Annotated in this window: 23 protein-coding genes; 17 read left to right on the top strand and 6 right to left on the bottom strand. The window is 65.0% G+C overall.

Features of this window, described 5'->3' with window-relative positions; translation table 11 throughout:
• Positions 1-11: 11 nt before the first annotated feature.
• On the bottom strand, positions 12-683 hold the full coding sequence (locus tag ACTJI5_RS07435) for a helix-turn-helix domain-containing protein (protein WP_269433269.1): 672 nt from the start codon (positions 681-683) through the stop codon (positions 12-14).
• A gap of 527 nt (positions 684-1210) precedes the next feature.
• Between ACTJI5_RS07435 and ACTJI5_RS07430 the strand changes: the two genes are divergently transcribed.
• From ACTJI5_RS07430 to ACTJI5_RS07405, 6 genes are all read left to right on the top strand, one after another.
• Positions 1211-1735, top strand: coding sequence for a spore coat protein U domain-containing protein (locus ACTJI5_RS07430; protein ID WP_137892064.1), 525 nt, complete (start codon positions 1211-1213; stop codon positions 1733-1735).
• A 143-nt stretch (positions 1736-1878) separates the two neighbouring features.
• Positions 1879-2658 carry a hypothetical protein gene (locus ACTJI5_RS07425; protein WP_440859852.1) on the top strand — a complete coding sequence of 260 codons (780 nt, stop codon included), beginning with the start codon at positions 1879-1881 and terminating at the stop codon, positions 2656-2658.
• A 99-nt stretch (positions 2659-2757) separates the two neighbouring features.
• Positions 2758-3561, top strand: a complete 804-nt coding sequence (locus ACTJI5_RS07420) for a fimbrial biogenesis chaperone (RefSeq protein ID WP_440859851.1) — start codon at positions 2758-2760, stop codon at positions 3559-3561.
• Positions 3558-6185: a hypothetical protein gene (locus ACTJI5_RS07415; RefSeq protein ID WP_310251501.1), complete on the top strand. Its 2628-nt coding sequence runs from the start codon at positions 3558-3560 to the stop codon at positions 6183-6185. Before ACTJI5_RS07420 ends, ACTJI5_RS07415 begins: the two co-directional genes overlap by 4 nt.
• Positions 6186-6193: 8 nt before the next feature.
• A complete protein-coding gene (locus ACTJI5_RS07410; protein WP_058536872.1) occupies positions 6194-7111 on the top strand; it encodes a hypothetical protein in 918 nt (305 codons plus the stop codon).
• 110 nt (positions 7112-7221) lie between these two features.
• On the top strand, positions 7222-7635 hold the full coding sequence (locus tag ACTJI5_RS07405; RefSeq protein WP_058536871.1) for a hypothetical protein: 414 nt from the start codon (positions 7222-7224) through the stop codon (positions 7633-7635).
• 72 nt (positions 7636-7707) lie between these two features.
• Here ACTJI5_RS07405 and ACTJI5_RS07400 read toward each other — a convergent pair whose 3' ends face one another.
• Complete coding sequence (locus tag ACTJI5_RS07400) at positions 7708-8370, bottom strand: helix-turn-helix domain-containing protein (RefSeq protein WP_310251504.1); 663 nt, start codon at positions 8368-8370, stop codon at positions 7708-7710.
• Positions 8371-8592: 222 nt separating this feature from the next.
• Here ACTJI5_RS07400 and ACTJI5_RS07395 point away from each other — a divergent pair, with 222 nt between their 5' ends.
• The 3 genes from ACTJI5_RS07395 (at position 8593) to tgt (ending at position 12643) form a co-directional block, all read left to right on the top strand.
• Positions 8593-10779, top strand: a complete 2187-nt coding sequence (locus ACTJI5_RS07395; protein WP_058536869.1) for an EAL domain-containing protein — start codon at positions 8593-8595, stop codon at positions 10777-10779.
• Between the two features lie 61 nt (positions 10780-10840).
• Positions 10841-11329: a hemerythrin domain-containing protein gene (locus ACTJI5_RS07390; protein WP_440859850.1), complete on the top strand. Its 489-nt coding sequence runs from the start codon at positions 10841-10843 to the stop codon at positions 11327-11329.
• A gap of 189 nt (positions 11330-11518) precedes the next feature.
• Positions 11519-12643, top strand: coding sequence for a tRNA guanosine(34) transglycosylase Tgt (gene tgt, locus ACTJI5_RS07385; RefSeq protein ID WP_440859849.1), 1125 nt, complete (start codon positions 11519-11521; stop codon positions 12641-12643).
• Positions 12644-12646: 3 nt separating this feature from the next.
• Here tgt and ACTJI5_RS07380 read toward each other — a convergent pair whose 3' ends face one another.
• Complete coding sequence (locus ACTJI5_RS07380) at positions 12647-12817, bottom strand: NepR family anti-sigma factor (protein ID WP_156377358.1); 171 nt, start codon at positions 12815-12817, stop codon at positions 12647-12649.
• A 209-nt stretch (positions 12818-13026) separates the two neighbouring features.
• On the opposite strand from ACTJI5_RS07380, the gene ACTJI5_RS07375 reads away from it, so the two are divergent.
• The 7 genes from ACTJI5_RS07375 (at position 13027) to xth (ending at position 20001) form a co-directional block, all read left to right on the top strand.
• Positions 13027-13821 carry a response regulator gene (locus ACTJI5_RS07375; protein WP_058536866.1) on the top strand — a complete coding sequence of 265 codons (795 nt, stop codon included), beginning with the start codon at positions 13027-13029 and terminating at the stop codon, positions 13819-13821.
• Between the two features lie 153 nt (positions 13822-13974).
• Complete coding sequence (locus ACTJI5_RS07370) at positions 13975-16680, top strand: bifunctional [glutamine synthetase] adenylyltransferase/[glutamine synthetase]-adenylyl-L-tyrosine phosphorylase (protein WP_440859848.1); 2706 nt, start codon at positions 13975-13977, stop codon at positions 16678-16680.
• Positions 16677-17144, top strand: coding sequence for a peroxiredoxin (locus ACTJI5_RS07365; protein ID WP_440859847.1), 468 nt, complete (start codon positions 16677-16679; stop codon positions 17142-17144). Before ACTJI5_RS07370 ends, ACTJI5_RS07365 begins: the two co-directional genes overlap by 4 nt.
• Position 17145: 1 nt before the next feature.
• On the top strand, positions 17146-17937 hold the full coding sequence (locus ACTJI5_RS07360) for a ferritin-like domain-containing protein (protein ID WP_440859846.1): 792 nt from the start codon (positions 17146-17148) through the stop codon (positions 17935-17937).
• A 186-nt stretch (positions 17938-18123) separates the two neighbouring features.
• Entirely contained in the window at positions 18124-18756 is a 633-nt protein-coding gene (locus tag ACTJI5_RS07355) for a M23 family metallopeptidase (RefSeq protein ID WP_294048890.1), read from the top strand.
• Between the two features lie 93 nt (positions 18757-18849).
• On the top strand, positions 18850-19191 hold the full coding sequence (gene erpA / locus ACTJI5_RS07350) for an iron-sulfur cluster insertion protein ErpA (protein ID WP_440859845.1): 342 nt from the start codon (positions 18850-18852) through the stop codon (positions 19189-19191).
• 39 nt (positions 19192-19230) lie between these two features.
• Positions 19231-20001, top strand: coding sequence for an exodeoxyribonuclease III (gene xth / locus ACTJI5_RS07345; RefSeq protein ID WP_440859844.1), 771 nt, complete (start codon positions 19231-19233; stop codon positions 19999-20001).
• A 203-nt stretch (positions 20002-20204) separates the two neighbouring features.
• Here the strand turns inward: xth and ACTJI5_RS07340 are convergent, their stop codons facing one another.
• The 3 genes from ACTJI5_RS07340 to ACTJI5_RS07330 all read right to left on the bottom strand — a co-directional run bounded on the left by ACTJI5_RS07340 (position 20205) and on the right by ACTJI5_RS07330 (position 23990).
• Entirely contained in the window at positions 20205-21326 is a 1122-nt protein-coding gene (locus ACTJI5_RS07340; RefSeq protein ID WP_440859843.1) for a DUF1501 domain-containing protein, read from the bottom strand.
• Positions 21327-21329: 3 nt separating this feature from the next.
• Positions 21330-22760, bottom strand: a complete 1431-nt coding sequence (locus ACTJI5_RS07335) for a DUF1800 domain-containing protein (RefSeq protein WP_440859842.1) — start codon at positions 22758-22760, stop codon at positions 21330-21332.
• Positions 22761-22823: 63 nt separating this feature from the next.
• Complete coding sequence (locus ACTJI5_RS07330; RefSeq protein WP_440859841.1) at positions 22824-23990, bottom strand: N-acetyltransferase; 1167 nt, start codon at positions 23988-23990, stop codon at positions 22824-22826.
• A gap of 117 nt (positions 23991-24107) precedes the next feature.
• Between ACTJI5_RS07330 and ACTJI5_RS07325 the strand changes: the two genes are divergently transcribed.
• Positions 24108-25241, top strand: coding sequence for a fatty acid desaturase family protein (locus ACTJI5_RS07325; RefSeq protein WP_440859840.1), 1134 nt, complete (start codon positions 24108-24110; stop codon positions 25239-25241).
• Positions 25242-25336: the final 95 nt, after the last annotated feature.

The following is a 25336-nucleotide window of genomic DNA, read 5'->3' as shown; positions in this document are numbered from 1 at the left end:
CGGGCGGCCCGTCAATATTCGATCGTGATCTTGACCTTGGCGGGCTCGACGCCGGCGAGCGCGGCGATCTCTTCGCGGCTCGCACGGACCAGCGCATGCATTTGCTGCGCGCTTGCCGCGGGATCGCCATGCGCGGCCGAAGGCGCGCCGGCGAGCAGTTCTTGCTCCGAAATGCCGAAAGCCTCGGCCAGCGCGGGCAGGTTGCTGCGCCGCGGCACGGTCTTGCCGCTTTCCCACGCCCAAATGCTCGGCCGGCTGAACCCCGTGAGATCCGAAAGCGCCGCGCGGCTGAGGCCGCGTTCCTTCCGGAGCCGGAGCAGGCGCTGGGCCAGCATTTCGTCGCCATCGGGGATGCGCGCCGGATCGACGTCGCCCGGAAGCGGATTGCGCAGCTGCGCCGCGCTGAGCGCCGCGCGCGACAGCGGCCGATCGAAACGGCAACCCGCGAGCGCCTCGCTGCGCCACACGATGGTGGCGGCACAATCGGGCGCTTCGGGCAAGGCGACCGTCAGCCGCTGACCGATGGCCAGATCGGATGCGGTTTCGATCAGCATGCCGGTCGCCGACAGATTGTGGATCGCGACCGTCGTGCCCTCGCTGCCTTCGAGCGAGCCCGCCGCTTCAAATCGCATATGCATGCGCGGCGCCCCGCGCGTGCTTCCGTCGGCCTGCTTTTCGATCATCGCATGAATGGGCATGGGTCAGCTATGCGCGCGATCGGTTGTCGAGTGGTTAATGGGGAGCGCCGCATCGCGGGCACATGCTCCGCCGGATGCCCGGCAACAAGGTCCGTTCGCCATCCTTGGGGCGAACTGTGCGCTGCTTGCGGCAGGTGAATCGGCAATCCGCCGCGGATTTTTGCCGATTTCGACAGCTCCAATTAAACTTATAGCCTATTTTTCTGTTAATATATTAACATCGGTTGTCCCGATTCTGAACGCCGATAGCCAGGCTGGCCGCTTGACGCGCGCCGAATTAACCCTCGGCAAGCGCAGTAAAGCGCCAATTTCCGTTAAACTTGAACGACATCACCGACACCCAATTTTGGCCCGAGCCAATTTGGGGGTGCGAAGCTGTCTTAATTTATGTACTAAGTTTTTATTAACAGACGGGTTGATGAGTCGGGTCGCGGCTTGTCGGGCACCGGGGGGTGCCGAGGGCTATCTGCAAAGCGGAGCCCGAACCGTTGGGATTTTTGGGGGTTCGAGTCATGAGGTTCATGCTTTTTGCGCTTGCCGCGGCGGCTTTTGCTGTGCCCGCGAACGCAGAAGAAATCCGGAACGTCAAATCGCTCGACATCGCGGTCAGTGGGGCGATCCGCCAGCATTGCGCGATGGGCAGCATCGCCAATATGGATTTCGGCAATCTGGAACGCCGCGGCCTGGGCATCGAAACGCGCGTTGCGCTCGATTGCAACGTCCCTTTCACGATGACGATCAAGGGCGCCCGCGGCGGCCTGACCCACACGACGATGCCGAACGGCCAAGGCCCGTACAGCGGCGTCCTGCCTTATAATCTCGCCGTCGAAATGCCCGTGCGATACCCGTCGCGGCAGACGGTGAGCCAATCCTTCAACAGTCGCCAGCTTTTGGCCGGCGGCGTCATCTCCAGCAACGGCGGCATCGCGACGGACGGAATGGTCCTGGCGGTCGAGCTTGGCCAGCCTTCGGGCGAGGCCGGGCTGCTGGCTGGCGACTATTCGGAAACGATCACGATCACCGTTTCTCCGATCTAGAAATTCGCCTGCGGCCAGGTCGCGGGCGGAATTAAGCCGGAAGGGTAGGCACCGATGCCCTCCCGGTTCTCCGACCAGACGGTGCAAAAATCACGCCGTCGCCCGGCTTTTGGGCAGGGCGTTATAATAGAGGGAAGAAGATTATGAAGAAGATCCTTAGCGGCACCGTTGCCGTCATCGCACTCATCGCGACCCCGGCCGTTGCTCAGCTTAACCCGACCAACCAGCTTCACTATGCTGGTACGGCGCCGATTCCGTACACGATCACCAACCCGCAGAACGCTCCGTTCCCGCTTGACCTGATTGGCATCGGTGCTGGTGATCTTGGCGTTGCGACCCAGGTCGGCACCCGCTACCGCGCCCAGGCTGACGCTCCGAGCGACAGCGAAACCGCAACGCCGACCGTCAATGTCGCGTTCAACCTCAGCGGAACGGTGAACAAGGACTGTTCGTTCTATTCGGGTAACAACGCCAGCGCGACCAACATCAGCTTCGGCGTGATCGGCGTTCGCACGGGCAACAACGAGAACGTCAATTCGGCGTTCGAAATGGTCGGTCCGGCAGAAGCCAACATCGACACGCTGACCGCAGGTTGCAACTTCAACAACGAAGTCGTGATCACCAAGAACAACGGCACCAACGGTCTGGTTAACTCGGCTGCTGGCGGTTATGACACGAACCAGTTCCAGGCGAACATTCCGTACAGCGTGAATGCAACTTGGACCGGCGTTGCGCTCAACGCCGTGACCACCGGTTCGGGCCAGTCGCTGAACGTTTCGACCACGCAGAACAACAACCTGATCTCGCAGGGCGCATGGCGTTCGCGCATGGACATCGACATCGTTGCTCCGGCTGTGACGAGCAAGGGTCTGGTCGCAGGCACCTACAGCGGCACCACGACGCTGACGCTGCGCGCTCTCTAAGTTCGCGCGGTAACGAATGGGGAGAGGGGAAAGAGCGATCTTTCCCCTTTCTTTATAAATAAGTGCAATTATGTCCGGCGAGGACAGGGGGATGGGAATATGACAGCTTTGGCGACGGTGAAGCGCCATGCGCGCGCGCTTTTGGCTGCGCTCGCCGCTCTCGTGCTAGTGGTCACCCCCGCGCTGGCGATGCGCGTCTCGCCGATGGTCGTCGAAATGGAATCGCGCGGCACGGGTGCGGTGGCGCGGATCGAGGTCCAGAATATCAATCCCGGCAATCTGGCGTTCCAGACCCGCGTTTTCCGGATGGAAATCGACAAGGACGGCAATATTTCCGAAACCCCCGCCGACCAGGATTTCCTGATTTTTCCGCCGCAGGGCATTCTGCCCGCCAGCGGACGGCAGGTCGTCCGCCTGCAATGGGTGGGCGGCGCCGAACTGTCGACTTCGCAGGCATATTATGTCTCGGTCGAACAGTTACCCGTCGCCTTCGAACCCGGCGCTGCCGATTCAGTTGGGGCGCAGGTTCAGGTTCTTTACAATATGCGCGCGCTGGTCGTGGTGGCACCTCCCGGCGCCAAGCCCGACGTGAAGGCAACGACCGTCAAGCAGGCTAATTATCAGCCACCCGCGCTGCCGGGATCGAGCGAATTGCCGCCGATGCAGGATGGGGTGGAGATCACCTTGCGCAACGCCGGCCGCCGCCACGCGCTGATGGCGAATTTCGGCTGGCAGCTCGAAGGCACGGGCACCGACGGCAAATGGCTACGCGTCGATGTCTCGCCTGAAGAGCTCAATCGGGCGGTCGGCACCGGCTATGTGCCCGCGCAGGGCGAACGCGTTTTCCGCGTCCCCGTTCCCGGCTTCGGCCCCGGACCGATCAAGCTGTCGTTCAAACAGTGAGGATCGGCTTCGCTCTGAGTAGTGTGGCGCTGTCGGCGCTGTGCGCGAGCACGGCGGCGGCGCAGGTATCGATTCCGCTGCCGCAAAACCCGCGGCCGTCGCCGTCGGCGCAAAACCCGGGCGCGCCGACAGTCATTCCGTTACCGGGGACGCAGATCCCGCCGATCCCGACCCCGACGCCGGTCATGCCGCAGCTTCCGATCGGCGCGCATGGCCGCCCGGACATCAACCCGTACGACCGCGACATCGAAATGACGGTGCCGCTGACCTTCCAGAGCAGCAGCCTCGGCGATATTCCGATGCGGCTCACCGCGGACGACCGTTTCCTGCTCGATTCGGCGACCTTCGTGCGGCTGATGCAGCCGGTGCTGAACGAGGAAGCACATGCCGGGCTGGCGTCGCGTTTGGCGTCGCTGCCCAATTTCGGTCCCGACGATCTGGAAAAGACGGGCGTTCAGCTGACCTACGATCCCAGTACCCTGGCGGTCGTCGTCGTCGAGGTGTCCGCCGAACAGCGGGCGATCAAGGATATTTTTGCGCCGCCGCGCCAAGACACCAACGACGTGACGCTGCAGCCCGCCGATTTCTCCGCCTTTCTGAACCTCAGCGCCGTCCAGAGCTATATCTGGGAGGGCAATCAGGCCGACCCGCCGACGATAAACTTCGACGGTGCGGTGCGGCTCGGCAAATTCGTGTTCGAGGGCGACGCGCAGTTGGGGCAGCAATTCGGGCTGGCCGGCGATTCATATAAATTCACGCGCAACTACGCGCGTCTCGTCTATGACGAGCCGGAGGATTTTCGGCGCTGGTTCCTCGGCGACCTCGACCCCGAAATCCGTGGCCAGCAAGCCTTTGTCGAAATGGGCGGCGTCGGCGTGCTGCGCCAGCGGCGGCGTTTCAACAGCTTTCGCTCGGCGATCCTTCAGGCCAATCGTCAGCTCGTGCTGCAACGCGAATCGACCGTCCGATTTTTGCGCAACGGGTCGCTCTATCGCGAAGTTCGGCTTCAGCCGGGGCGCTACGACTTCAGCTCGCTGCCGCTGATTGCGGGCAGCAACGATGTCGATATTCAGGTTACCGACAACAGCGGTGCGGTCCAGAACCTCTCCTATCAGCAATATCTCGACCCGATCGACCTCGATCCGGGCGATTTCGAATATGGCGCCTTTTTCGGCCCGACCAGCCGCACCTTCGGCGGGGCGCCCGATTATCGCGGTCCGATCGCCTTCACCGGTTTCTTTCGCAAGGCATTTTTCAATCATCCCGCGATCGGTGTCGGTTTCCAGGCCAGCAAGGATGTCCAGACGCTGACCGGACAGACCCAGTTCGTCCTGCGCAACGGTAGCCGTCTGCTGCTCGATGCCGGCGGCAGCAATTCGAAAACTGCAGGACAGGGGTTCGCGGGCGGCGTCAGCTACGAACATTTCATCGATCGCGAGGGGCTGTCCGACAGTTTAACGTTTCGCGCGGATTATCTGTCGCCGCGCTTCGCGACCTTGGGAAACCTCGACGGGGTCAACACCACGTCGGCCACGATTTCGGCGCAGTATACGCGGCAGCTCAACTTCAAGTTAACCAGCACGTCGACCGCGTCCTATCTTCGGGGGCGCAACGGTGTGGGTGACAGTTATCGCGCGGGAACGACAGCTTACTACCGTCTCGATCGCAAATGGACGATTCGGGCGGGGGTAGATTATACCAAATTCCCGTCAAGCTTTTCGCGCGGCAACGGATTCAGTTTCAACATCGGCATTGTCTTCCAACCCGATTATCGCCGCCGCGCCGAGGCGCGCTATGAGAGCCGCGACAATCTGGGCGAGCTCTCCTACAACCAGAGCGGCCTGAATCAATTGAGCAGCGTCGGTTTCGGGGGTGTCGTGACCCGCGACGACAATAGCGCGCAGGCGCTCGGCTATGCCACTTATGCCGCCAACCGCTTCGATGCGTCGGTCAGCCATGCGACCTTCGGACCCAACCTGTCCAATGTCGCCCAAATCAACGCGACGACCGTCCGCGTCGGGACGTCGCTGGCCTTTGCCGACGGCAGCTTTGGTATCGGGCGGCGCATCAACGACAGTTTCATGTTATTGTCGCCGCACAAGAATCTGGGCAAGCGCAGCGTCGTTGCCGGACAGTCGCTCGCCGAGAATGACTATATCAGCAAGAGCGGCGCGCTGGGCGCGGCGGTCAACAATTTCCTCGGCTCCTATGCCACCCAGTCGGTGCAATATGATGTCGAGGATCCGCCGACGGGCTACGACACCGGTCCCGGCGTGTTCCGCGTCCATCCGCCCTACAAGAGCGGTTATGCGGCGCGCATCGGCACCGATGCCTTTGCCAGCGTGATGGGCACGTTGATCCTCGCTCCCGAAATGCCCGTGTCGCTGATCGGCGGCCGCGTGACGTTGCTCGACGTCAAGGACGCCGAAAGCCCCAAGCCGATTCCGTTCTTCACCAATTCGGTCGGACGCTTCGCAATCACCAACCTGCTGCCGGGCCGCCGCTATCTGGTGGAAACCTATGGCCCGAATGGCACGGTCGACCGGAGTTTCGAATTCACAGTACCCGCGGACACCGATGGTCTATTGAACCTTGGCACCGTTCGCCCCGGTACGAAAAATTAGGAGGCATTATGCTGCGCCATACCCTGTTCCTCGCCGCGGCTTTCCTCGCTGTGCCGCTTCACGCGCAGGCGCCGGCGCCGGGTGCCAACATCCGCGGCGCCGATTGCCTGATCCGCGCCAACGCGACGCCGTCGAGCTGGCTGATCCAGGGCTATGACCCGTTCGACAGCGCGATTCCCGAAGGCACATTCGGGGTCACCTTCGTCAACGAAGGTACGGCGGAATGCCGCTTCACCCCGACGTTCGAACTGAGCCAGCCGCCCTTTGGCCTGTCGAAGGGCACGGGGAAGCCGATTGGCTATGCCTTGCTCAACCTGACCGACACGCAGGATGTGACGCCGCGCGTCGGGCGGACGCAGCGTAGCCCCTCGCAGCGGATGCTGACGCTCGGCGCCAATGCCTCGCGCACCTTGCTCTTCAAGCTCGTCGCCGATCCCGACGATGTGAAAGAATCGGGCACCTTTACGCAGGATGTGACGCTCGAAGCGCAGGACGGCAATTTCCGTTCGCTCGGCGGCACGCGCATCGTGCTTGGCATCGATGTCCTGCCTTCGGCGCGGATCGGCCTCGCCGGCGCCTACACGATGAGCGACGGGCATGCGGTCGTCGACCTGGGCGAATTGCGGCCCGGCGTCGCGCCGGTGCCGCTCCAGCTTCGCGTCGCCAGCACGGGCTCCTATGACCTCAGCGTCACGTCGGCCAATTCGGGCCGCCTGCGTCTCGGTTCGAGCGAATGGTATGTGCCCTACAGCCTCGCGATCGGCGGAAATTCGGTCAATCTGACGGGCATGCGCACGATATCCGGTTCGACGAACGGCAACCTCCGCCGCGACGCGCTGCCGATCCAGTTCCTGATCGGCAATACGTCCGATCGCCGCGCGGGCGTGTACAGCGACGTAATCTCGATTGCGGTGACCGCACGCTGACACACGCGCTTCGGCCGCGTCGTCCGGTGGCGCGCCTTAACTGAATGTTAGATTTGCGAGCCTAAACAATCATCCAACAGCTTCGGCCTACAGGCGGAAAGGTTTGGCGGATGATTCAGAAATTCTCGCTCGGCGTTGCGAGCTTCGTACTCGCTGCGGCGCCGACGACCGCCACGGCGGCCACGTTCGGCTTCAACCTCAGCCTGACGGTGCCCGTGCATTGCACGGTGCAGCATCAGGCGACGGGATTCGGCGCGATCAGCGGCAATGCCGTGTCGCTGGGCAGCTTCCGTGAATATTGCAACGCGCCGACGGGCTATGATCTTGTGATCAACTATGCGCCGGGTTCGCTGGAAGGCGCCCGGATCATCGCCGGAAATGACGAGATTATCCTCAACGGCTCGGGCCGTGCGGTGCTCAGCCGCGCGACCGGCCCGCGGGTCCGGGAACGCCCCATCGCGGCGGTGCCCGGTGAGCAGGGCTTCGATACCGATCGTTTCGAACTGACGATCATTCCCACCTGACGCCAGCCAGTTACGGCCAAACACGCACCCTCCGGCGATGTCGGAGGGTTTTGTGTTTGCGCGACCGGCGGGTCACATCTCGATCGTGAACTTGATGCTGCCCGGGCTGACGCCGGCCGCCTTGGCGATTTGCGCCTTGGCTTTCGCGACCAGCTCGTTCAGATTTTCGGCCTCGTCAATGCCGAGGAGTTCGGCGATTTCGACGCCGAGCGCGAGCGACAAGGCTTCCATCCGGCCGGCTTTGGGCCGCGCCTTGTCGAGCTCCCAGGCGGAAATCGACGGTTCGCTGACCCCCAAATGGGCGGCGAGCTGCCCTTGAGTCAGCTCCTTTGCCGTTCGCAGCCGCTGCAGGCGGACGCCGAAGCTTTCCGCAGGGGCGGGCTGGTGGTCGGGCGCGGGCGCATCGACGCCTACCACGCTTCGCAGCTGCGCGGCGCTGAGCGTCGCGGGCGAGATCGGTATTTCGAACTGGCATCCCGCGATGCCGCCGCTGGTCCAGATCACGCGGGTGGCGGTTTTGCCGCTGTGCGGCAGATTGACCTCGACGATCTCGCCGATCGCGAGCGGCACTTTGCTTTCGACGAGCATGCCTGTGGCCGAAATATTGTGGACCAGCGCCTCGATTTCGGCGCCCGCCGCCTTCGACCCGTGGAGCGGAAGCCGCAATTGCCGGCGCGACGCACGGCCATTTCCGGCCGATCGCGGCGTGTTGTCGAGATACACAGTCATCGCCATGCGCGCATCCATCGCGAGCCCGATATTAACATTTGGCTTCGCCGAACGGTTAATAGGGCGGGGCGCCCGAAAGTCACGAGGGCCGCCCCGCGCCGCGGGCGCGCGATGCCGGCAACGTCCTCAAACGGCACGGTTTCCGGAAAACCCTTAGATATTTACACTATCGCAATTCCTTGTCGGCATAGCAGCGGGCGTGTGGGGACCAGCTGAAGAGTTTGTTTGATGGACAGTCCATCGCGGATCGATTCGGGCGATCGGAGGGATGACGAAGCCGATGAAGGCCAGCGCGGCTTTTTCGGCCTGATCGGCTCGCGTATCGGCAAGCAGCGCGGCGATACCGCGGCGAACCTGCACACCCACGAAGCGCTGCTGCTGCTCCAGAATTACGAGGAAAGCGGCCAGGGCTGGTTCTGGTCGACCGACGCCAAGGGCCGGCTGACCTATATCACCGATTCGGTGGCGCGATTGATGGGGCGAACGGCCGGCGCGCTGCTCGGCACCGTTTTCACCGATCTGTTCCTGCCCGTCGACAGCCATGGCGAGCGCCAGCGCACATTGCCCTTCCTCCTCACCAAACAATCGAAATTCGACAAGCTGCCGCTGCGCAGTGCGTTCGAAGGCGACGACCGCTGGTGGGCGATCTCGGGCCGGCCGCAGTTCGACGGCGGCGGCAAGTTCACCGGCTATCGCGGCAGCGGGGCCGACGTGACCGCGCAGCGCCGCTCGGCCGAGGACGCCTCGCGGCTTGCGCTCTATGACTCGCTGACCGGGCTCGCCAACCGCTTCGCCATTTCGAAAAAGCTCGACACGACGCTCGCGGCCTTTGCGCAGCAGCAACGTTCGTGCGCGATCATGCTGCTCGACCTCGACCGCTTCAAGCAGGTCAACGACACGCTCGGCCATCCGGCGGGCGATGCGCTGCTCAAACAGGTCGCCGAACGTCTGCTCAAGATCGTCGGCGACAAGGAGATGGTCAGCCGTCTTGGCGGCGACGAATTCCAGATCATCCTTCCCGACATCGAAGATCGCGGCAAGCTGGGCGACATGGCCGCCGACATCATCGCCAGCCTGTCGCAGCCCTATTCGGTCGAGGGCAGCCGCTGCATCATCGGCGCGTCGGTGGGCGTCGCGATCGCGCCCTTCGACGGCTTGAGCAGCGACGACCTCGTCCGCAACGCCGATCTTGCGCTCTATGCGGCAAAAGGGAACGGCCGCGGACGGTTCGCCTTTTATTCGAGCGACCTCCACACCGCGGCCGAAGATCGCCGCGCGCTCGAGGATGATCTGCGCGACGCGCTGGTGCGCGGCGAGATGGCGCTGGTTTATCAGCCGGTCGTCCATTCCAAATCGAACATGGTGAGCGGGGTCGAGGCGCTGATCCGCTGGGCCCATCCCGAACGCGGCGTGATCTCTCCTTCCGTATTCATTCCGATCGCCGAGGAAGCCGGCCTGATCTGGGCGCTCGGCGAGTGGGTGCTGCGCACGGCGTGCGAAGATGCGGCGAACTGGCCGGGCGACATGCGGGTGGCCGTCAACGTCTCGCCGATCCAGTTCGCGAATGCCGACTTGCCGAAAGTCGTCGCCAAGGCGCTTGGCGCGACCGGGCTTGCGCCGGGCCGGCTCGAACTGGAAATCACCGAAAGCGTGTTCCTGGGCGATACCGCCGAGACCGCGCGGATGTTCAAGGCGCTGAAGGCGCTGGGGGTTCGCCTGGCGCTCGACGATTTCGGCACCGGCTATTCGTCGCTCGCCTATCTGCAATCCGCGCCGTTCGACAAGATCAAGATCGATCAGAGCTTTGTCCGCGACGCGACGATCCCGGGGTCGCGCAACGGCGCGATCATCGCCGCGATCGTCGCGCTCGCCGAGGCGCTCGAGATGGAAACGACCGCCGAAGGCATCGAATCGCTCGACCAGCTCGAACTCATCCGCAAGCTCAACGTCAGCCATGTCCAGGGCTATGTCTATAGCAGGGCGGTGCCGCAGGCCGAGCTGCTCGATCATGCCGAGGGGACGTGGACGATCAAGCCGGCGGGCCCGGCGCGCCAGCGCAACGACCGCTTCTCGCTGTTCCGCAAAGTGGGCGCGATCCATGACAACCACCGCTATGCCGTCGTGATCCGCAACCTGTCGGCGACCGGCGCCTTCATCGAGGGTCTGCTCGACGTGCCCGTCGGCACGCGCTTCGTGATCGATTTCGGCGAAGGACAGCTCGTCACCGCGATCGTCCGCCGTTCGATGAGGCACCAGCAGGGGGTCGAATTCGAACAGACGATGGTCAGCGACGGCAATGGCGGGCTCTGCACGCGCCACCGCGTTTCGCCCTATCTGATCGCGGCCGCGACGCAATCGACTGCGGCGCTGGCGCTGCCGTCTTTCACGACGACGAGCGACTGGAAGGCGGCCTGAGGCCGGAACCCTCGCTGGGCTGACCCGTTCTCTCTCCGACCGCCCACCGACGGAGACCGACATGACCGAGACCAAAATCTTTGCGCGACTGAAGGCCGACCACGACCGCCATCGCGAGCTTCTCGCCCGCATCGATGAAACGCAGGGCGACAGCGACGAGCGACGCTATCTGTTCGAAGCCTTCCGCGTCGAGGTGACCGCGCATGCGGCGTCGGAGGAAATGTCGCTCTATGCGACGATGCTCGCGAACCCCGATCTCCGCGACGAGGCGCAGCACAGCGTCGCCGAGCATAAGGAGATCGAGGATTTTCTGACCGAACTCTATGAGATGGACTTTTCCTCGACCGGCTGGCTCACGCGCTTCCGGTCGATGAAGGAGCGTTACCTCCACCATATCGACGAGGAGGAGGAAGAGATGTTCCCGCAGGCCGAAAAGGGGCTGTCCGACGCGAAGAAGCGCGAGCTCATCAAGATATTCGAGAAGGAAAAGCCGAAGGAAAAGGCAAAGGCGGCCGAGGACGAACCGTCGAGCGAGCACGCGAAAGCCTGACGGCTTGATCCTCCCTGCGGCGAAGCCGTGGGGAGGGGGACCGTCGCCGAAGGCGATGGTGGAGGGGCGGCAACCTCACTCACCGGCCCCTCCGTCAGCGCTTCGCGCTGCCACCTCCCCATGGCTTCGCCACAGGGAGGATTCTCGCGGCCTCGACTTTTCGCGCTCCCCCCGCCATAGGCGCGCGCCATGACCGACAGATTCGCCTTTTCGATCGCCGCGACCGACGGCGCCGCGCGCACGGGCGTGATCCGGATGCAGCGCGGCGAGATTCGCACCCCCGCCTTCATGCCCGTCGGCACCGCGGCGACGGTGAAGGCGATGCGGCCGGCCGAAGTGCGCGCGACCGGCGCCGACATCATCCTCGGCAACACCTATCATCTGATGCTGCGCCCGACCGCCGAGCGCATGGCGCGGCTCGGCGGGCTGCACAATTTCATGGGCTGGGACCGTCCGATCCTGACCGACAGCGGCGGCTATCAGGTGATGAGCATGTCGGCGCTGACCAAGCAGAGCGAGGAGGGCGTCGCGTTCAAGAGCCACCTCGATGGCTCGCGTCATATGCTGACCCCCGAGCGATCGATGGAAATCCAGCGCCTGCTCGGCAGCGACATCGTGATGGCGTTCGACGAATGCCCGCCGAACGGCGTCGATGGCAAGCGCGCCGAGGCGAGCATGGAGCGATCGATGCGCTGGGCGGCGCGCAGCCGCGCCGGCTTCGACGCGGGCGAGGAGCATGCCGCGCGTTCGGCGCTGTTCGGCATCCAGCAGGGCTCGCTCGACGCGAAGCTGCGCGCGCGTTCGGCGGCGGCGCTGACCGACATCGGTTTCGACGGCTATGCGATCGGCGGGCTGGCCGTCGGCGAAGGTCAGGAGGCGATGTTCGGGGTGCTCGACTATGCGCCGGGACAGCTACCCGCCGACAAGCCGCGCTACCTGATGGGGGTCGGCAAGCCCGACGACCTCGTCGGCGCGGTCGCGCGCGGGGTCGATATGTTCGATTGCGTGCTGCCGACGCGGTCGGGGCGCAACGGACAGGCGTTCACCCGCGACGGCCCGATCAATATCCGCAACGCGAAATTCGCCGAGGATCCGGCGCCGCTCGATGCCGATTGCCGCTGCCCGGTGTGCACGACCTGGTCGCGCGCCTATCTGCACCATCTCGTGCGCTCGGGCGAGATGCTCGGCGCGATGCTGATGACGCAGCATAATCTGCATTATTATCAGGATCTGATGCAGGATATGCGCGACGCGATCGCCGCGGGCCGTTTCGCGTCGTTTCAAAGCGATTTCGACGCGCGTTACCGGCGCTGAAAATCAGTCGAGTTTGCCGAGCAGGTCGAGCAACGACTGCGGAATATCTTCGTCGACGGTGGACTCATAGGCGCGGCGCAGGGCGCCATTGACGTCCTGCCCCTTGGCGGAAGGTTTTTTATCCGCGTCCTTTCCGGAGGTCTCGCTGCGTGGCGAACCGGTTTTAGACGACATTATCGAGGTATCCGCTGGACATGGGACCTTTTGCTAACCGCGCGTACACCAAAGCGCAATGGCGCGTTTGTTCCTTCCCGATGAAACTATTTTGCGGCTAAATCGTTCCCAAAGGTTGAAATATATCGGATGGTGCGGGGGAAGCACGGGCGTTTGTCCCTTTTCCGGACGCGTCCGCCAAAATATGTGCGGCTATCAGGAGGTAAAATATGTCATTGGGTCAGTCGGTTGCGCCGCATCTTCCCTATCTGCGGCGCTATGGCCGGTCCATTTCCGGGAGCCAGCAAAGCGGCGATGCACTGGTTGCGCGGTTGCTCGAAACGCTCGTTGCGAATCCCGGCGCGGTCGATACCGGCGCCGATTTGCGGATTCAGCTTTACCGGTTGGTGCATGACAATTTCGGGCTGATGACCGAACAGGCGACCGCGGCCGACGACGGGGCGCTGTCCGATATCGCGATTGCCGATGCCCGTCTGCGCCGGATTCCGTCGCTCGCGCGGCAGGCGCTGCTCCTCACCGCGGTCGAGGGTTTCAGCTTCGAGGACACCGGCCGCATCATCGGCCGCGATGCCGAGGCGGTGCGCACGTTGATTTCGGACGCGACCGACGAGATCGACCGCCAGACCCGCGCGCGCATCCTGATCATCGAGGACGAGCCGATCATCGCGATGGACATCGAAATGATCGTCCGAGAACTCGGCCACGACGTCGTCGGCGTCGCGACGACGCACCGCGAGGCGGTCGACGAGGCGCAGAAGCATCAGCCGGGCCTCGTGCTCGCCGACATCCAGCTCGCCGACAACAGCTCGGGGATCGAGGCGGTGCAGGAAATCCTGACCGAAGTGAAGGTGCCCGTCATCTTCATCACCGCCTTCCCCGAACGGCTGCTCACCGGCGACCGGCCCGAGCCCGCCTTCCTGCTCACCAAGCCGTATCAGCCCGCGACGCTGCGCGCGGCGATCTCGCAGGTGCTGTTCTTCGACGAATCGACGATTCCGGCCTGAGAAAAAAAGCGTCGCCCCCGCGAAGGCGGGGGCCGCTGTCGGCTTGTACGGAGACGCTGAGTAAGGATGCCGGCGGCCCCCGCCTTCGCGGGGGCGACGGATTCCCCTGAACCGCCTTGCCTCATACTGCATCGCAAGCGATAGCCACCACCGATGACTGTCACCGACGCTTCCCGCCGCCAGTCGGCGCTCGACCGGCTTGGCGCGCACGCGCCCTTCCTCGCGCGGCTCGCCGAACTATACCCCGACGACGTTGCGCGATATTTGAATGATGGCACCGATGCCGCGCTCGCGGCCGTCGCCGCCCCGCCCGTCGATGACGATATCATGCGCACGCTGCGCCAGTGGCGCGGGCGGATGGCGCTGCTGCTCGCGCTCGGCGATTTGTCGGGCGAGCATGATGTGGCGACGACGACCCGGCTGCTGTCGGACTTCGCTGATGCAGCGTGCGATGCGGCGCTCGCCGCGGCTTTCGCCGAACGTGTGCCCGGCGAGGAGCCGCGCGGCCTCGCGGTGATCGCGCTCGGCAAGCTGGGCAGTTACGAGCTCAATTACTCGTCGGACATCGACCCGATCCTGATCTTCGACCCCGAAACGCTGCCGCGCCGCCAGCGCGACGATCCGGGCGAGGCCGCGGTGCGGATCGCGCGGCGGATGACCGAAATATTGTCGGCGCGCACCGGCGACGGCCATGTGCTGCGCGTCGACCTCCGCCTCCGTCCGCATCCCGAGGTGACGCCGATCGTGCTGCCGGTGGACGCGGCGATCTCCTATTATGAATCCGAAGCGCTCGCGTGGGAGCAGGCGGCGTTCATCCGCAGCCGCGCGTCGGCGGGCGACCGCGCGCTCGGCGAGCAATTCCTGTCGGCGATCCAGCCCTTCATCTGGCGCCGCAGCCTCGATTTCCGGCAACTCAAGGAAATCGGCGCGATGAGCGACCGGATCCGCGACCATTTTGCGCAGGGACAGGCGTTCGGGCCGGGGTTCGACCTGAAGCGCGGACGCGGGGGGATCCGTGAGATCGAATTTTTCGCGCAGGTCCATCAGCTCATCTATGGCGGGCGCGATCCCTCGCTGCGCGTTAAGGCGACCGTCGACGCGCTCGCAGCACTTGCGACGGCGGGGCGGATCGAGCTGGACGACGCTAATCGCCTGTCGGGCCACTATGCGACGCTGCGCAGGATCGAACACCGACTCCAGATGATCGAGGACCAGCAGACGCATTGTCTTCCCACCCAGGAAGCGGCGCTCGACTGCGTCGCGCGGCTCGATGGCGAGACCGATGGCGCGGCTTTGCTCGCGATGCTCGAGCCCGTCGTGACCGACGTCGGCGGCTGTTACGACCGCCTCGTCGCCGAGCGTGCGGTGACCACGGGCTTGCCGCGCGACGAGGACAGTCTCGCGGTGCAATTGATCGCCGCCGGGTTCGACCCGCCCGATGCGGCGCTGCGCACGATCGCCGAATGGCGCGGCGGAAAGCTGCGCGCGCTGCGCAGCCCGGCGGCACTCGACGCGCTCGAGACGATGCTGCCCGAACTGGTCAAGGCGCTGGGCGCGGCGCCCGATCCGCAAGCGACGCTGACGCGTTTCGACAAGCTCGTCGCGGGGCTGCCGAGCGCGATCAATTTCTTCCACCTGCTCGCTGCGCAGCCGGCGCTGGCGCGCATCGCAACGCGGATATTGTCACTCGCACCGACGCTCGCCGACGCGCTCGGCACGCGCGTCGAACTGATCGAGGGGCTGATCGACCAGCGCGCTTTCGACGCGCCAGCGAACAAGGAGCAGCTGGCGGCAGAATGGCGGCCGGGGCTCACGGCGCTCGATTATGAGCGATTGCTCGACCGGGTGCGCGACCATGTCGGCGAGCGGCGCTTCGCCTATGGCGCGCAGCTCGTCGCGGGGGCGACCGACCCGCTGGCGATCGCATGCGGTTATTCGGAGCTTGCCGAGGCGGCGCTGCAGGTGCTCGCCGACGCGACGGTCGCCGAATTCGTCGCGGCGCACGGCCGCGTTCCCGACAGCGAGCTTGTCGTGCTCGCGCTCGGGCGGCTCGGGGGCAGGGCGCTGACGCATGCGTCGGACCTCGACCTCATCTATCTCTTCACCGGCGATCATCTCGCCGAATCCGACGGGCCGCGCCCGCTCGGCGCGACCACCTATTACAACCGCCTCGCGCAGCGCGTGACCGGCGCGATGTCGGTGCCGACCGCGGCGGGCAAGCTCTACGACGTCGACACGCGGCTGCGTCCGCAGGGCGCGCAGGGGCCGCTCGTCGTCACCGTCGACAGCTTCGAACGATACCAGCGCGAAGAAGCGTGGACGTGGGAGCATATGGCGCTGCTCCGTGCGCGGCCGGTGTATGGCTCGGATGCGGCGAAGGCCGGGGTCCAGCGCATCATCGACGACCTGCTTGCGATCCCGCGCGACCCGGCAAAGCTCGCGGCCGACGCGGCGGAGATGCGCCGCAAGATCGCCGCGCACAAGCCCGCCAACGGCGCGCTCGACATCAAGGGCGGGCCGGGCGGGCTCGTCGACCTCGAATTCGCGATGCAGGTGACGCAGCTCGTCAGCGGCCAGTGCCACGATCCGAACATCTCGGCGGCGCTTGGCTGCATGAAGGCGGCGGGGCTCGTCCCGCCCGAGGTGGTCGACGCGCACGGGCTGCTCGCGCGGATGCTCGTGATGCTGCGCCTCACCGCGCCCGAGGGCGAGCCGCCGACGGCCGCGGCGCGGCAATTGGTGGCGAGCCAGTGCGGCGAGCCCGGCTGGCCGCAACTGCTTGCCGCGCACGATGCGGCGCGGCAGGAGATCGCGAACTGGTGGGCGTCGATTCGTCCCGGACAGGAGAATGAAAAATGAGCGGTCCCCAAATTGGCGATGCGATTCCCGCGGTCAAACTCCTCGACGCCGATGGCGCGGCGATAGACCTCGCCGCGCTGAAAGGCGCGCCGTTAGTCGTCTATTTCTATCCGAAAGCCGACACACCCGGCTGCACGACCGAAGCGCAGGATTTCACCCGCCTCGCGCCCGAATTTGCGAAACTGGACGCGCAGGTCCTCGCGGTATCGCGCGATGCGCCGGCGAAACTCTGCAAATTCCGCGACAAATATGGCCTCACCGTCCGCCTCGCCTCCGACGAAGATGGCGCGGTGTGCGAAGCGTTCGGCACCTGGGTCGAAAAGCAGAATTACGGCCGCACCTATATGGGCATCGAGCGCTCGACCTTCCTGTTCGGCGCCGACGGCAAGCTCGTCAGAGAATGGCGCAAGGTGCGCGTGAAGGGCCATGCCGACGCGGTGCTGGAGGCGGCAAAAGCCCTCTGACATGCGGACGCTGGGTGAAGCCGCGCGCGCGGTCCTGCTGACGCCGGACCCGCACGACAAGCGCCGCGCGGCGCGCAGCATGGCGCGTGCGTGGCGGCAGGGAAAGCTTGCGCACCGCTGTGACACGGCGATGCCCGACGAGCCGGCGTGGCCATCCGAACCCGAGCTGCTCGCACCCAACCGGATGCCGCGGCGCGGCAAGGGCGGGTCGGAACGCGGGCGTGTCGCGCTGCTCCACGCGCTCGCGCATATCGAATTCGTCGCGATCGACCTCGCGGTCGACCTGGTGGGCCGCTTCGGCGGCGAATTCCCGCGCCAATTCGTCGACGACTGGATCGGCGTCGCCGCCGATGAGGCGATGCATTTCGCCTTGCTCGACCGCCGTTTGCGTGCACTCGGCAGCCATTATGGCGCGCTTCCGGCGCACGCCGGATTGTGGGAATCGGCGCAGGATACGGCGGATGACGTGCTCGCGCGGCTCGCGATCGTACCGATGGTGCTCGAAGCGCGCGGACTTGACGTCACGCCGTCAACCGTCGAGCGCTTCCGTGCCGTCGGCGACGAGGCATCGGCAAGGATTTTATCGCGTATTTACAACGATGAAATCCGCCATGTGAGCGCGGGCACAGTCTGGTTCCGGCAAAAGTGCGACGAAAGGGGATTCAACGTCGTTAAAACGTGGCACGCCCTAGTGAAATCGCGGTTTCGGGGCAGTTTGAAGCCGCCGTTCAACGACTCGGCGCGCCACGACGCCGGTTTAACGCAAGAATTCTACGCCGTTATTGCTTCGTAAGGATTGGGGCAGCACACAGGCTTCCGCGGGGGATGAGCAATCATCCAAACCAAGAAACACCGGCGCCAAGGCCCATTTTACGGACTTTGGCGACATGGCAGATGCGGGGTCGTAGTTTTGATCAACACTCTTCTGGCGCAGAAGTTGCACCAAGTCGCAATAATCTGCGCGGCAGCATGTTTCGGATTGGCCACACCGGCCGCCCACGCTGCCGAAACCAGCGCCGACGCCGGCATTGTCGCTCCCGACGAACCCGATGACGACAGCTTCACCGCTGGCGTTCCGTCGACCGGCGAAGACAGCGAAGCCCGCGCGATTTTCCAGGCATGGAAGCGCCTCGACACCGGCCTGACCGCCTCGATCGGCGTTGCGGTGCCGTCGCGCCGCCCGATCGACCAGATGTCGCTGTCGTCGTCGTACGGCATGCGCGTCCACCCCGTCACCGGCAAGGTCGCGCGCCACAACGGCATCGACATTCCGGCGCCGCGCGGCACCCCGATCTACGCGACCGCCGACGGCATCGTCGGCCGCGCCCAGCGCCTCGGCGGTTACGGCAATTATGTCGAAGTCGAACATGGCAACGCCATCCAGACGCGCTACGGCCATATGTCTTCCTATGTCGTCACCCCTGGCCAGTCGGTCAAAAAGGGCGATGTCCTCGGTTACGTCGGCTCGACCGGTCGTTCGACCGGCAACCACCTCCATTATGAAGTCCGCATCGAAGGCGCGCCGGTCAATCCGATGCCGTTCGTTCGCTCGGACCAGATGGCGATCGCCGCCATCACCGGCAAGAATGTCGCGATGGGCGGTCCCGAATAAAAGAGCTTTCCTGGGTCGGAGAGGAGGGGCGCCAGGCGGGTTAACCGTCGAGGCGCCCTTTTTATTTGTGCATAAGGCTCCTATCTAGCGATCATGGCCACGCAGCTTTCCGATATCACCCTGTCGCCCGCCGCGGCGGCGCGCGTCCGCTGGATCGCCGATCGCAAGGGCGACGCTGAGGCCGCGCTGCGCCTCGCGGTCGATGGCGGCGGCTGTTCGGGCTTCACCTATCGCTTCGGGTTGGCCGAAGAAATCGATGCCGACGACATCGTCACCGAAACCGACGGAGTGAAGCTGGTCGTCGATCCGGTCAGCATCGACCTCGTGCGCGGCTGCATCGTCGATTTCGTCGATTCGCTCGGCGGATCGTCGTTCAAGGTCGAAAACCCCAATGCCGCCTCGGGCTGCGGCTGCGGGTCGAGCTTCTCGATCTGACGCCTTTCTAAGCTGCGTGCTTGCTGCCATAGGTGCGGCATGAAAATCGCGACCTTCAATATCAACGGGATCAAGGCCCGTCTGCCGCGCCTCGTCGAATGGCTCGAGGAAACGCAGCCCGATGTCGCCTGCCTGCAGGAATTGAAATCGAGCGACGAAACGATGCCGACCAAGGAGATCGAGGCGGCGGGATACGGCTTCCTCTATCACGGGCAAAAGGGTTTCAACGGCGTTGCGATCCTCGCGAAGGGCACGCAGCCGGTCGAGATGCAGCGCGGGCTCGCAGGGGAAGCAGAGGACGAACAGTCACGCTATCTCGAGGCCGACGTTCACGGCCTCCGCGTCGCGTCGATCTATCTTCCCAACGGCAACCCGCAACCGGGGCCAAAATTCGACTATAAGCTCCGCTGGATGGCGCGGCTGCGCGAGCGCGCGAAATTCCTCCTCGCTTCCGAAATCCCGACGATCCTGACCGGCGATTATAATGTCATCCCGCACGACGACGATGTGTGGGACCCGCGCGTCATGGCGACCGACGCGCTGATGCAGCCCGAATCGCGCGACGCCTGGTTCCGCCTGCTCGGCGACGGCTGGACCGACGCGATCCGCAGCCGCCATCCGGCGGGCGGCATCTGGACCTTCTGGGACTATCAGGCGGGCGGCTGGCAGCGCGACCATGGCTTTCGCATCGATCACCTGCTGCTCAGCCCCGCGCTCGCCGACCGGCTGGTCGATGCGGGCGTCGACAAGGACCATCGCGGCCGCGAGAAGGCGAGCGACCATGCGCCGACCTGGGCCATCCTCGACTAGGGTCAGGATCTATTAAATTCCGTCATTCCCGCGAAGGCGGGAATCCCGCTTTTTCTTTCTTCTTCGCGTTCTTTGCGTCTTTGCGCGCGATTGTCTTGTTCGCGCAAAGACGCAAAGAGCTTTGGAAACCGCGTCGCCGTGGCGAGAAAAGCGGGATTCCCGCCTTCGCGGGAATGACGAAAGGAAATTAGCGAGTCCTGATCCTAAGCGTCGGGATACAGCGTCGTCATCACCCGCTTCGGGTCGAGCGCATAATGATGCGCGACCGCGGCGGCGATCACGCTTTCGAGGCTGCGCGTTGGTTTGAGGTCGCGGCCTTCGTATCGCGCCGCCGCACCGAGCCCCGGCCAGTCGGCCGACACTTTGCCGCCTTCGTTCAAGCCGCCGCCGAGCAGCATCGCGGTTGATGCGGTGCCATGGTCGGTGCCGCCGGTGCCATTGATCTCGACCGTGCGGCCGAATTCGGTCGCGACGATGACGAGCGTGTCGCTCCACGCGGGGCCGAGCCCCGTCTGAAGCGCGCCGATGAGCTGGTCGAGCCCGCGCAATTGCGCCGCGAGCCGCCCGCGTTGGCCGCTATGCGTGTCCCAGCCACCCGTTTCGACCATCATCACGCGCGCGCCGTCGGCGGGCAGCATCAGCGACGCCGCGAGCTTGCCGAGGTCGGCGCCGTTGCGGCCATTGTTGCCGCCGATGTCGCTCGCCAGCTCCTGCGTCTTCACCGCGCTGTCCCACAGCGGGTGGAGCAGCGGGTCGTTCGCGTACATCGCGGTCAGCCGCGCGATCAGGTCGGCGTCGGCCTGCGGCAGGCGGCTCGGCGCATAGGTCCCGACCTGCACCGTCCCGCGCAGCGCGAGCGGCACCGCGGGGGCGATCGCGATCGCATCGCGTTCGGCGGCGGGAAGCAAGGTGAGCAGCCGCCCGACCCAGCCGGTTTCGCGTCCATAGGGCCGCGACCCGCCGCCCTCGAGCATATTCTGCCCGTCGAAATGCGACCGGTCGCGATAACCCGTGGCGACCGCGTGTGCGAAATGCGCCTGCTTGCCCGTATAGAGGCCGGCGGTTGCCGCGAGCGCCGGGTGCAGCGTGAACATGCCGTCGAGCTTCGCGCCGCCCGCCGTTTCGTCGGCCAGCGTGCGCCGCGCGGCGGCGAAGGCGGGATCGCCGGTCGGTGCGACGGTCGCGAGCCCGTCGGCGGCCCCGCGCTGGATGATGAAGACGAGCCGCTTCGGCGTGCCCGCGGCGGCATAGGCAAAGCGGGGCAGCGCGCCCGCGGCGGCGACGGTGATCCCCGACAATATGATCGAGCGGCGTGAGAGGATCATCGTCTATCTCCGCAAAAAGGCCGGGCTGGCGAACAGCATCGCGATGCCCTGTCCGGGACTGTCGGCGCGCGCGATCGCTTGGCGCGTTTCGGGGGTGAGCGCGTCGGCGAGGACGAGCGGAGCGAGCACGCGCGCATCGGCGCGGTCGCCGATCCGCCCCGCGATCCGGCTCGCGAGCTCGACGCGCTGCATCAGCGCCGCCGATCCCGCCCAGGTCGCGACCTTGTCGTCATAGCCCGCGGGCGACCCGGGGCGCCACACGGGCTGGCCGAGCTGGGTGAACATCGCGGCGATATTCTGCCGCTCGCCAAGCGCGGGGACTTTCAGCGCGCGCAGCATCGACACCGTCCAGTCCCACGGCGATTTGAACATCGCGGGCGTGGCCGCCCACGGCTCGGGCGAGGCGATCAGCGTTCGGTAGAGCGAGCGAAGGTCGCCGCCGGTCTGGAGGAAGTCGGTCGACAGCCGGTCGACCAGGGCCGCCGGCGGCACATCGCCGGTGAAATGACGCGCCAGCTTGGCGGCGATATGTTTCGCGGTCGCGGGATGAACGGCGAGGTCGCGCAGCACGGCTTCGGCCTGCCGGGCACCGGCATCGTCGTATCGTTTGCCAAGGATCGTCTGCGCCCCGGGTTGGTGAAGGCGGTCGATGAACACCGTCTCGCCGGGCCGGGCATCGGCGGGCATCAGCCGCTGCCCGGCGCCGCGGCCAAGCCCAGCGACAGTCAGGCCGGTGAGCGCCTTCGCAAAAGCCGTCACGTCGCTCTGCGTATAGCCCGTGCGCACGCCCAGCGTGTGCAGCTCCAATATCTCGCGCGCCAGATTCTCATTGAGTCCCGGCGCCTGCCGCTTGCCGCGGTTTCGCACGCGCGTCGCGAACGGGCTGTCGGGGCCGAAACTCTGCGCCTGATCGAGATAGAGCAGCATCGCGGGATGATGGGCCGCGCTGATAAGAAGGTCCGAAAATTTTCCCATGACATTCGGGCGGATCGCTTCATTCTCGTAATTTCCCGCGAAGCCGACGACGGTCTGCTTGTCCGCCGACACCGCGAAATGATTCGCCCAGAAATGGACGAGCCGCTCGGGGAAGGGGGTCGACGTCGCGATCGCGGCGGACAGGCGCGCAGCGCTCGCATCGACATAGTGCCGGCGGATCGCCGAGCGCAACAGGCGGCGGAGTTCGGGGTCCATGCCCTTTTCCTCCTCGTTCATCGGCATGTCGGCGGCTTCGCGGCGCATCGCCTGCCGTTCGCCGCGATATTCGACATAAGCGGCGGCGATCGCGTCGCGTCCGGCGAGGCTCGCCAGCGCGGCGGGGGCGGAGTCATAATCGCCGATCTGGCGCGTCAGCCAGGCTTTCGGGTCATCGATCGCCGGATCGTCGAACCGGCGGCCGAGGCCGAAGCGATTGGCGGCAAGATATTGGACTGCCATGACAAAGCCTTTCCGTGCCCAAAACGCACGATGGCCCCGAATTGTCGCAAAGCTGTCCCGGTGTCAGAGCGGTTTGTCGTAAATCTGATACACGCGGTTGACCTTGGCCTCGATCGCCTCGGCGACCGCATTCATCCCCTGATTATCGTCGAGCACCCAGCCGATATCGCCGCGCTTGGTGCCGTAATCGACGACCGCGTCGCGGCGGATATATTCGATCATCATAAAGGCGAGCGTGCTCGCCATGCGACTGTTCTGAAGCTTTTTCGCGACGCCCATCAGCGGCACGCGCAGGATATGGCTCTGGGGTTTGCGCAGCCACCACAGCAGGCGCGCCCAGTTGAAGGGGAGCAAGGATCCGTCCATGTCGATCAGCAGCTGGTTGATGTTCGGCAGCACGATCATGAACGCGACCGGCTCGCCGTCGACTTCGGCGACGCGGATCAGATCCTCGAAGACGATGTCCTTCAGTTTTTTGCCGACATAGGCGATCTCGCTGTCGGTCAGCGGGACAAAGCCCCAATTGTCCGACCAGGCATCGTTGAGCAGCCCCATGATCAGCGTCGCTTCGGCGGCGAAGCGGCGCTTGTTGACCTTGCGGATGCGGATGCGCGCATTCTTCTCGCCCGCCGCGACGATGCGGTTCACGATCGGCGGAAATCCCTCGTCGATCGCGACGTCGTAATTCAGCAGCTGCTTGACCGGCCGATAGCCGGCGCCCTCGACCCAGCCGCGATAGAGCGGACTATTGTGCCCCATCATCACCGTCGGCCGATTGTCGAACCCCTCGATCAGCAGCCCGGGTTCGTCCCAGATCGAAATCGACAGCGGCCCCAATGAGTGGTGCATGCCCTGACCGCGCAGCCAATCCTCGGCGGCGACAAGCAGCGTCTGCGCCGCGCCTTCGTCTTCGGCTTCGAGCAGACCCCAATTGCCGGTGCCCGGCCCCATGCCCTGTTCGGCGGGCTGTGCGAGTGCGAGGGTGTCGATATGCGCCGAGATGCGCCCGATCGTGCGGCCGTCGCGCCGCGCGAGGAAGAACTGCGCCTTGCCATGTTCGAACCACGGATTCTTGCCGGGCGTGAGCAGGCCGTAGACCTCGCCCTTCAGCGGCGGCACCCACGACGGATCGCCGCGATTGAGCCGAAAGGCGAGCTCGACAAACTCGCGCAAATCATTCTTGTTCTTGACCGGGTGGATCGTAATCGGGCCGTCCGAATGTCCGCTCATACTGGTTTCCTGAAAGGGGCGTCCTATATTATTGGCGACGCATTACGGCATAGAAATGGCGCTGGCGACCCGCATTCGGCCATTTTGCTGCCACGAAATCATGGTGAAGACACCCGTATGACGACGATCAATCCCCCCGCCGATCGGGTCGCGACTCCCTTCGCGAAGTCGATTGTAAAGACGCCCCCGTCGGCGGATGCCGACAAGATGCCCAAGTCGGCGATTGCCGACGATATGGCGATGATCCGCGCGGCGTCGGAGCTGACGCGCGATCTCGTGCAACCGAGCGCGCGTATCTATTGGATCGATATGCTCGCCTCGGCCTTTGTCGGTTATGCCGGCATCGCGGCGGCGATCCTCGCGCCCTCGACCGCGTGGATGCTGGTCGCCGCGCTGATTTCGGTCGTCGCGCTCTACCGCGCGGGCAGCTTCATCCACGAACTGACGCATATCCGCAAAAATGCGCTGCCGGGCTTCCGCCTCGGCTGGAACATCCTCGTCGGCGTGCCGATGCTGATCCCGTCGTTCATGTACGAAGGCATCCACAGCCTGCACCACAACCGCACCAAATATGGCACCGTCGAGGACCCCGAATATCTGCCGCTCGCGCTGATGAAGCCGTGGACGGTGCCGTTGTTCGTGGTCGCGGCGGCGTTCGCGCCGGTCGCGCTCGTCTTCCGTTATGCGGTACTCACCCCGCTGTCGCTCCTGATCCCGCCGCTGCGCCGGATCGTCGTCGAACGCTATTCGGGGATGATCATCAACCCGATGTTCCGCCGCAAGCCGCCCGAGGGCGAGTTTCGCCGTCAATGGGCGTGGCAGGAAGGCGGCGCGTGGGCGTGGTCGAGCCTGTTGATCGCCGCGGGCGTTTTCGGCTGGGTGCCGCTGCGCGCGCTCGTCATCTTCGGCGCGATCGCCGCTGCGACTTTGGTGCTCAACCAGATCCGCACGCTCGTCGCGCATCTCTGGGAAAATGACGGCGCGGTGCTGACCGTGACCGGCCAGTTCCTCGACAGCGTCAACGTTCCGCCGCCGGGCCTGCTGCCCGAATTGTGGGCGCCGGTGGGCCTGCGCTATCACGCGCTGCACCATCTGCTGCCGGGCGTGCCCTATCATTCGCTCGCCGAGGCGCACCGCCGCCTGAAGGACGCTCTGCCCGCCGATTCGCAATATCATGGCGCGAATTACGACAGCCTGCCGAAGCTGGTGATGAACCTGGTTGCGGGGTCGGCGCGGGGCGCTCCTGCCTGACCGGGAGTTCGCCGGCGGCGTGGCTGCCGTGGGGTGGTGGTGAGTGGAGGTTCGGATAGTCCGTCGCCCCCGCGAAGGCGGGGGCCGCTGGAGGT

It is taken from the genome of Sphingopyxis sp. 22461 (assembly GCF_052044915.1).
Lineage (GTDB): Bacteria > Pseudomonadota > Alphaproteobacteria > Sphingomonadales > Sphingomonadaceae > Sphingopyxis.
Note: the sequence above shows the minus strand (reverse complement) of the source record. Positions and strands in the feature narration are given on the sequence as shown.

Bases quoted from the DNA above. Each gene is read 5' to 3' on its own strand.
- ACTJI5_RS07435 (WP_269433269.1), bottom strand. From the start codon at position 683: ATGATCGAAAAGCAGGCCGACGGAAGCACGCGCGGGGCGCCGCGCATG.
- ACTJI5_RS07430 (WP_137892064.1), top strand. From the start codon at position 1,211: ATGAGGTTCATGCTTTTTGCGCTTGCCGCGGCGGCTTTTGCTGTGCCC.
- ACTJI5_RS07425 (WP_440859852.1), top strand. From the start codon at position 1,879: ATGAAGAAGATCCTTAGCGGCACCGTTGCCGTCATCGCACTCATCGCG.
- ACTJI5_RS07420 (WP_440859851.1), top strand. From the start codon at position 2,758: ATGACAGCTTTGGCGACGGTGAAGCGCCATGCGCGCGCGCTTTTGGCT.
- ACTJI5_RS07410 (WP_058536872.1), top strand. From the start codon at position 6,194: ATGCTGCGCCATACCCTGTTCCTCGCCGCGGCTTTCCTCGCTGTGCCG.
- ACTJI5_RS07405 (WP_058536871.1), top strand. From the start codon at position 7,222: ATGATTCAGAAATTCTCGCTCGGCGTTGCGAGCTTCGTACTCGCTGCG.
- ACTJI5_RS07400 (WP_310251504.1), bottom strand. From the start codon at position 8,370: ATGGCGATGACTGTGTATCTCGACAACACGCCGCGATCGGCCGGAAAT.
- ACTJI5_RS07395 (WP_058536869.1), top strand. From the start codon at position 8,593: ATGGACAGTCCATCGCGGATCGATTCGGGCGATCGGAGGGATGACGAA.
- ACTJI5_RS07390 (WP_440859850.1), top strand. From the start codon at position 10,841: ATGACCGAGACCAAAATCTTTGCGCGACTGAAGGCCGACCACGACCGC.
- tgt (WP_440859849.1), top strand. From the start codon at position 11,519: ATGACCGACAGATTCGCCTTTTCGATCGCCGCGACCGACGGCGCCGCG.
- ACTJI5_RS07380 (WP_156377358.1), bottom strand. From the start codon at position 12,817: ATGTCGTCTAAAACCGGTTCGCCACGCAGCGAGACCTCCGGAAAGGAC.
- ACTJI5_RS07375 (WP_058536866.1), top strand. From the start codon at position 13,027: ATGTCATTGGGTCAGTCGGTTGCGCCGCATCTTCCCTATCTGCGGCGC.
- ACTJI5_RS07370 (WP_440859848.1), top strand. From the start codon at position 13,975: ATGACTGTCACCGACGCTTCCCGCCGCCAGTCGGCGCTCGACCGGCTT.
- ACTJI5_RS07365 (WP_440859847.1), top strand. From the start codon at position 16,677: ATGAGCGGTCCCCAAATTGGCGATGCGATTCCCGCGGTCAAACTCCTC.
- ACTJI5_RS07360 (WP_440859846.1), top strand. From the start codon at position 17,146: ATGCGGACGCTGGGTGAAGCCGCGCGCGCGGTCCTGCTGACGCCGGAC.
- erpA (WP_440859845.1), top strand. From the start codon at position 18,850: ATGGCCACGCAGCTTTCCGATATCACCCTGTCGCCCGCCGCGGCGGCG.
- xth (WP_440859844.1), top strand. From the start codon at position 19,231: ATGAAAATCGCGACCTTCAATATCAACGGGATCAAGGCCCGTCTGCCG.
- ACTJI5_RS07340 (WP_440859843.1), bottom strand. From the start codon at position 21,326: ATGATCCTCTCACGCCGCTCGATCATATTGTCGGGGATCACCGTCGCC.
- ACTJI5_RS07335 (WP_440859842.1), bottom strand. From the start codon at position 22,760: ATGGCAGTCCAATATCTTGCCGCCAATCGCTTCGGCCTCGGCCGCCGG.
- ACTJI5_RS07330 (WP_440859841.1), bottom strand. From the start codon at position 23,990: ATGAGCGGACATTCGGACGGCCCGATTACGATCCACCCGGTCAAGAAC.
- ACTJI5_RS07325 (WP_440859840.1), top strand. From the start codon at position 24,108: ATGACGACGATCAATCCCCCCGCCGATCGGGTCGCGACTCCCTTCGCG.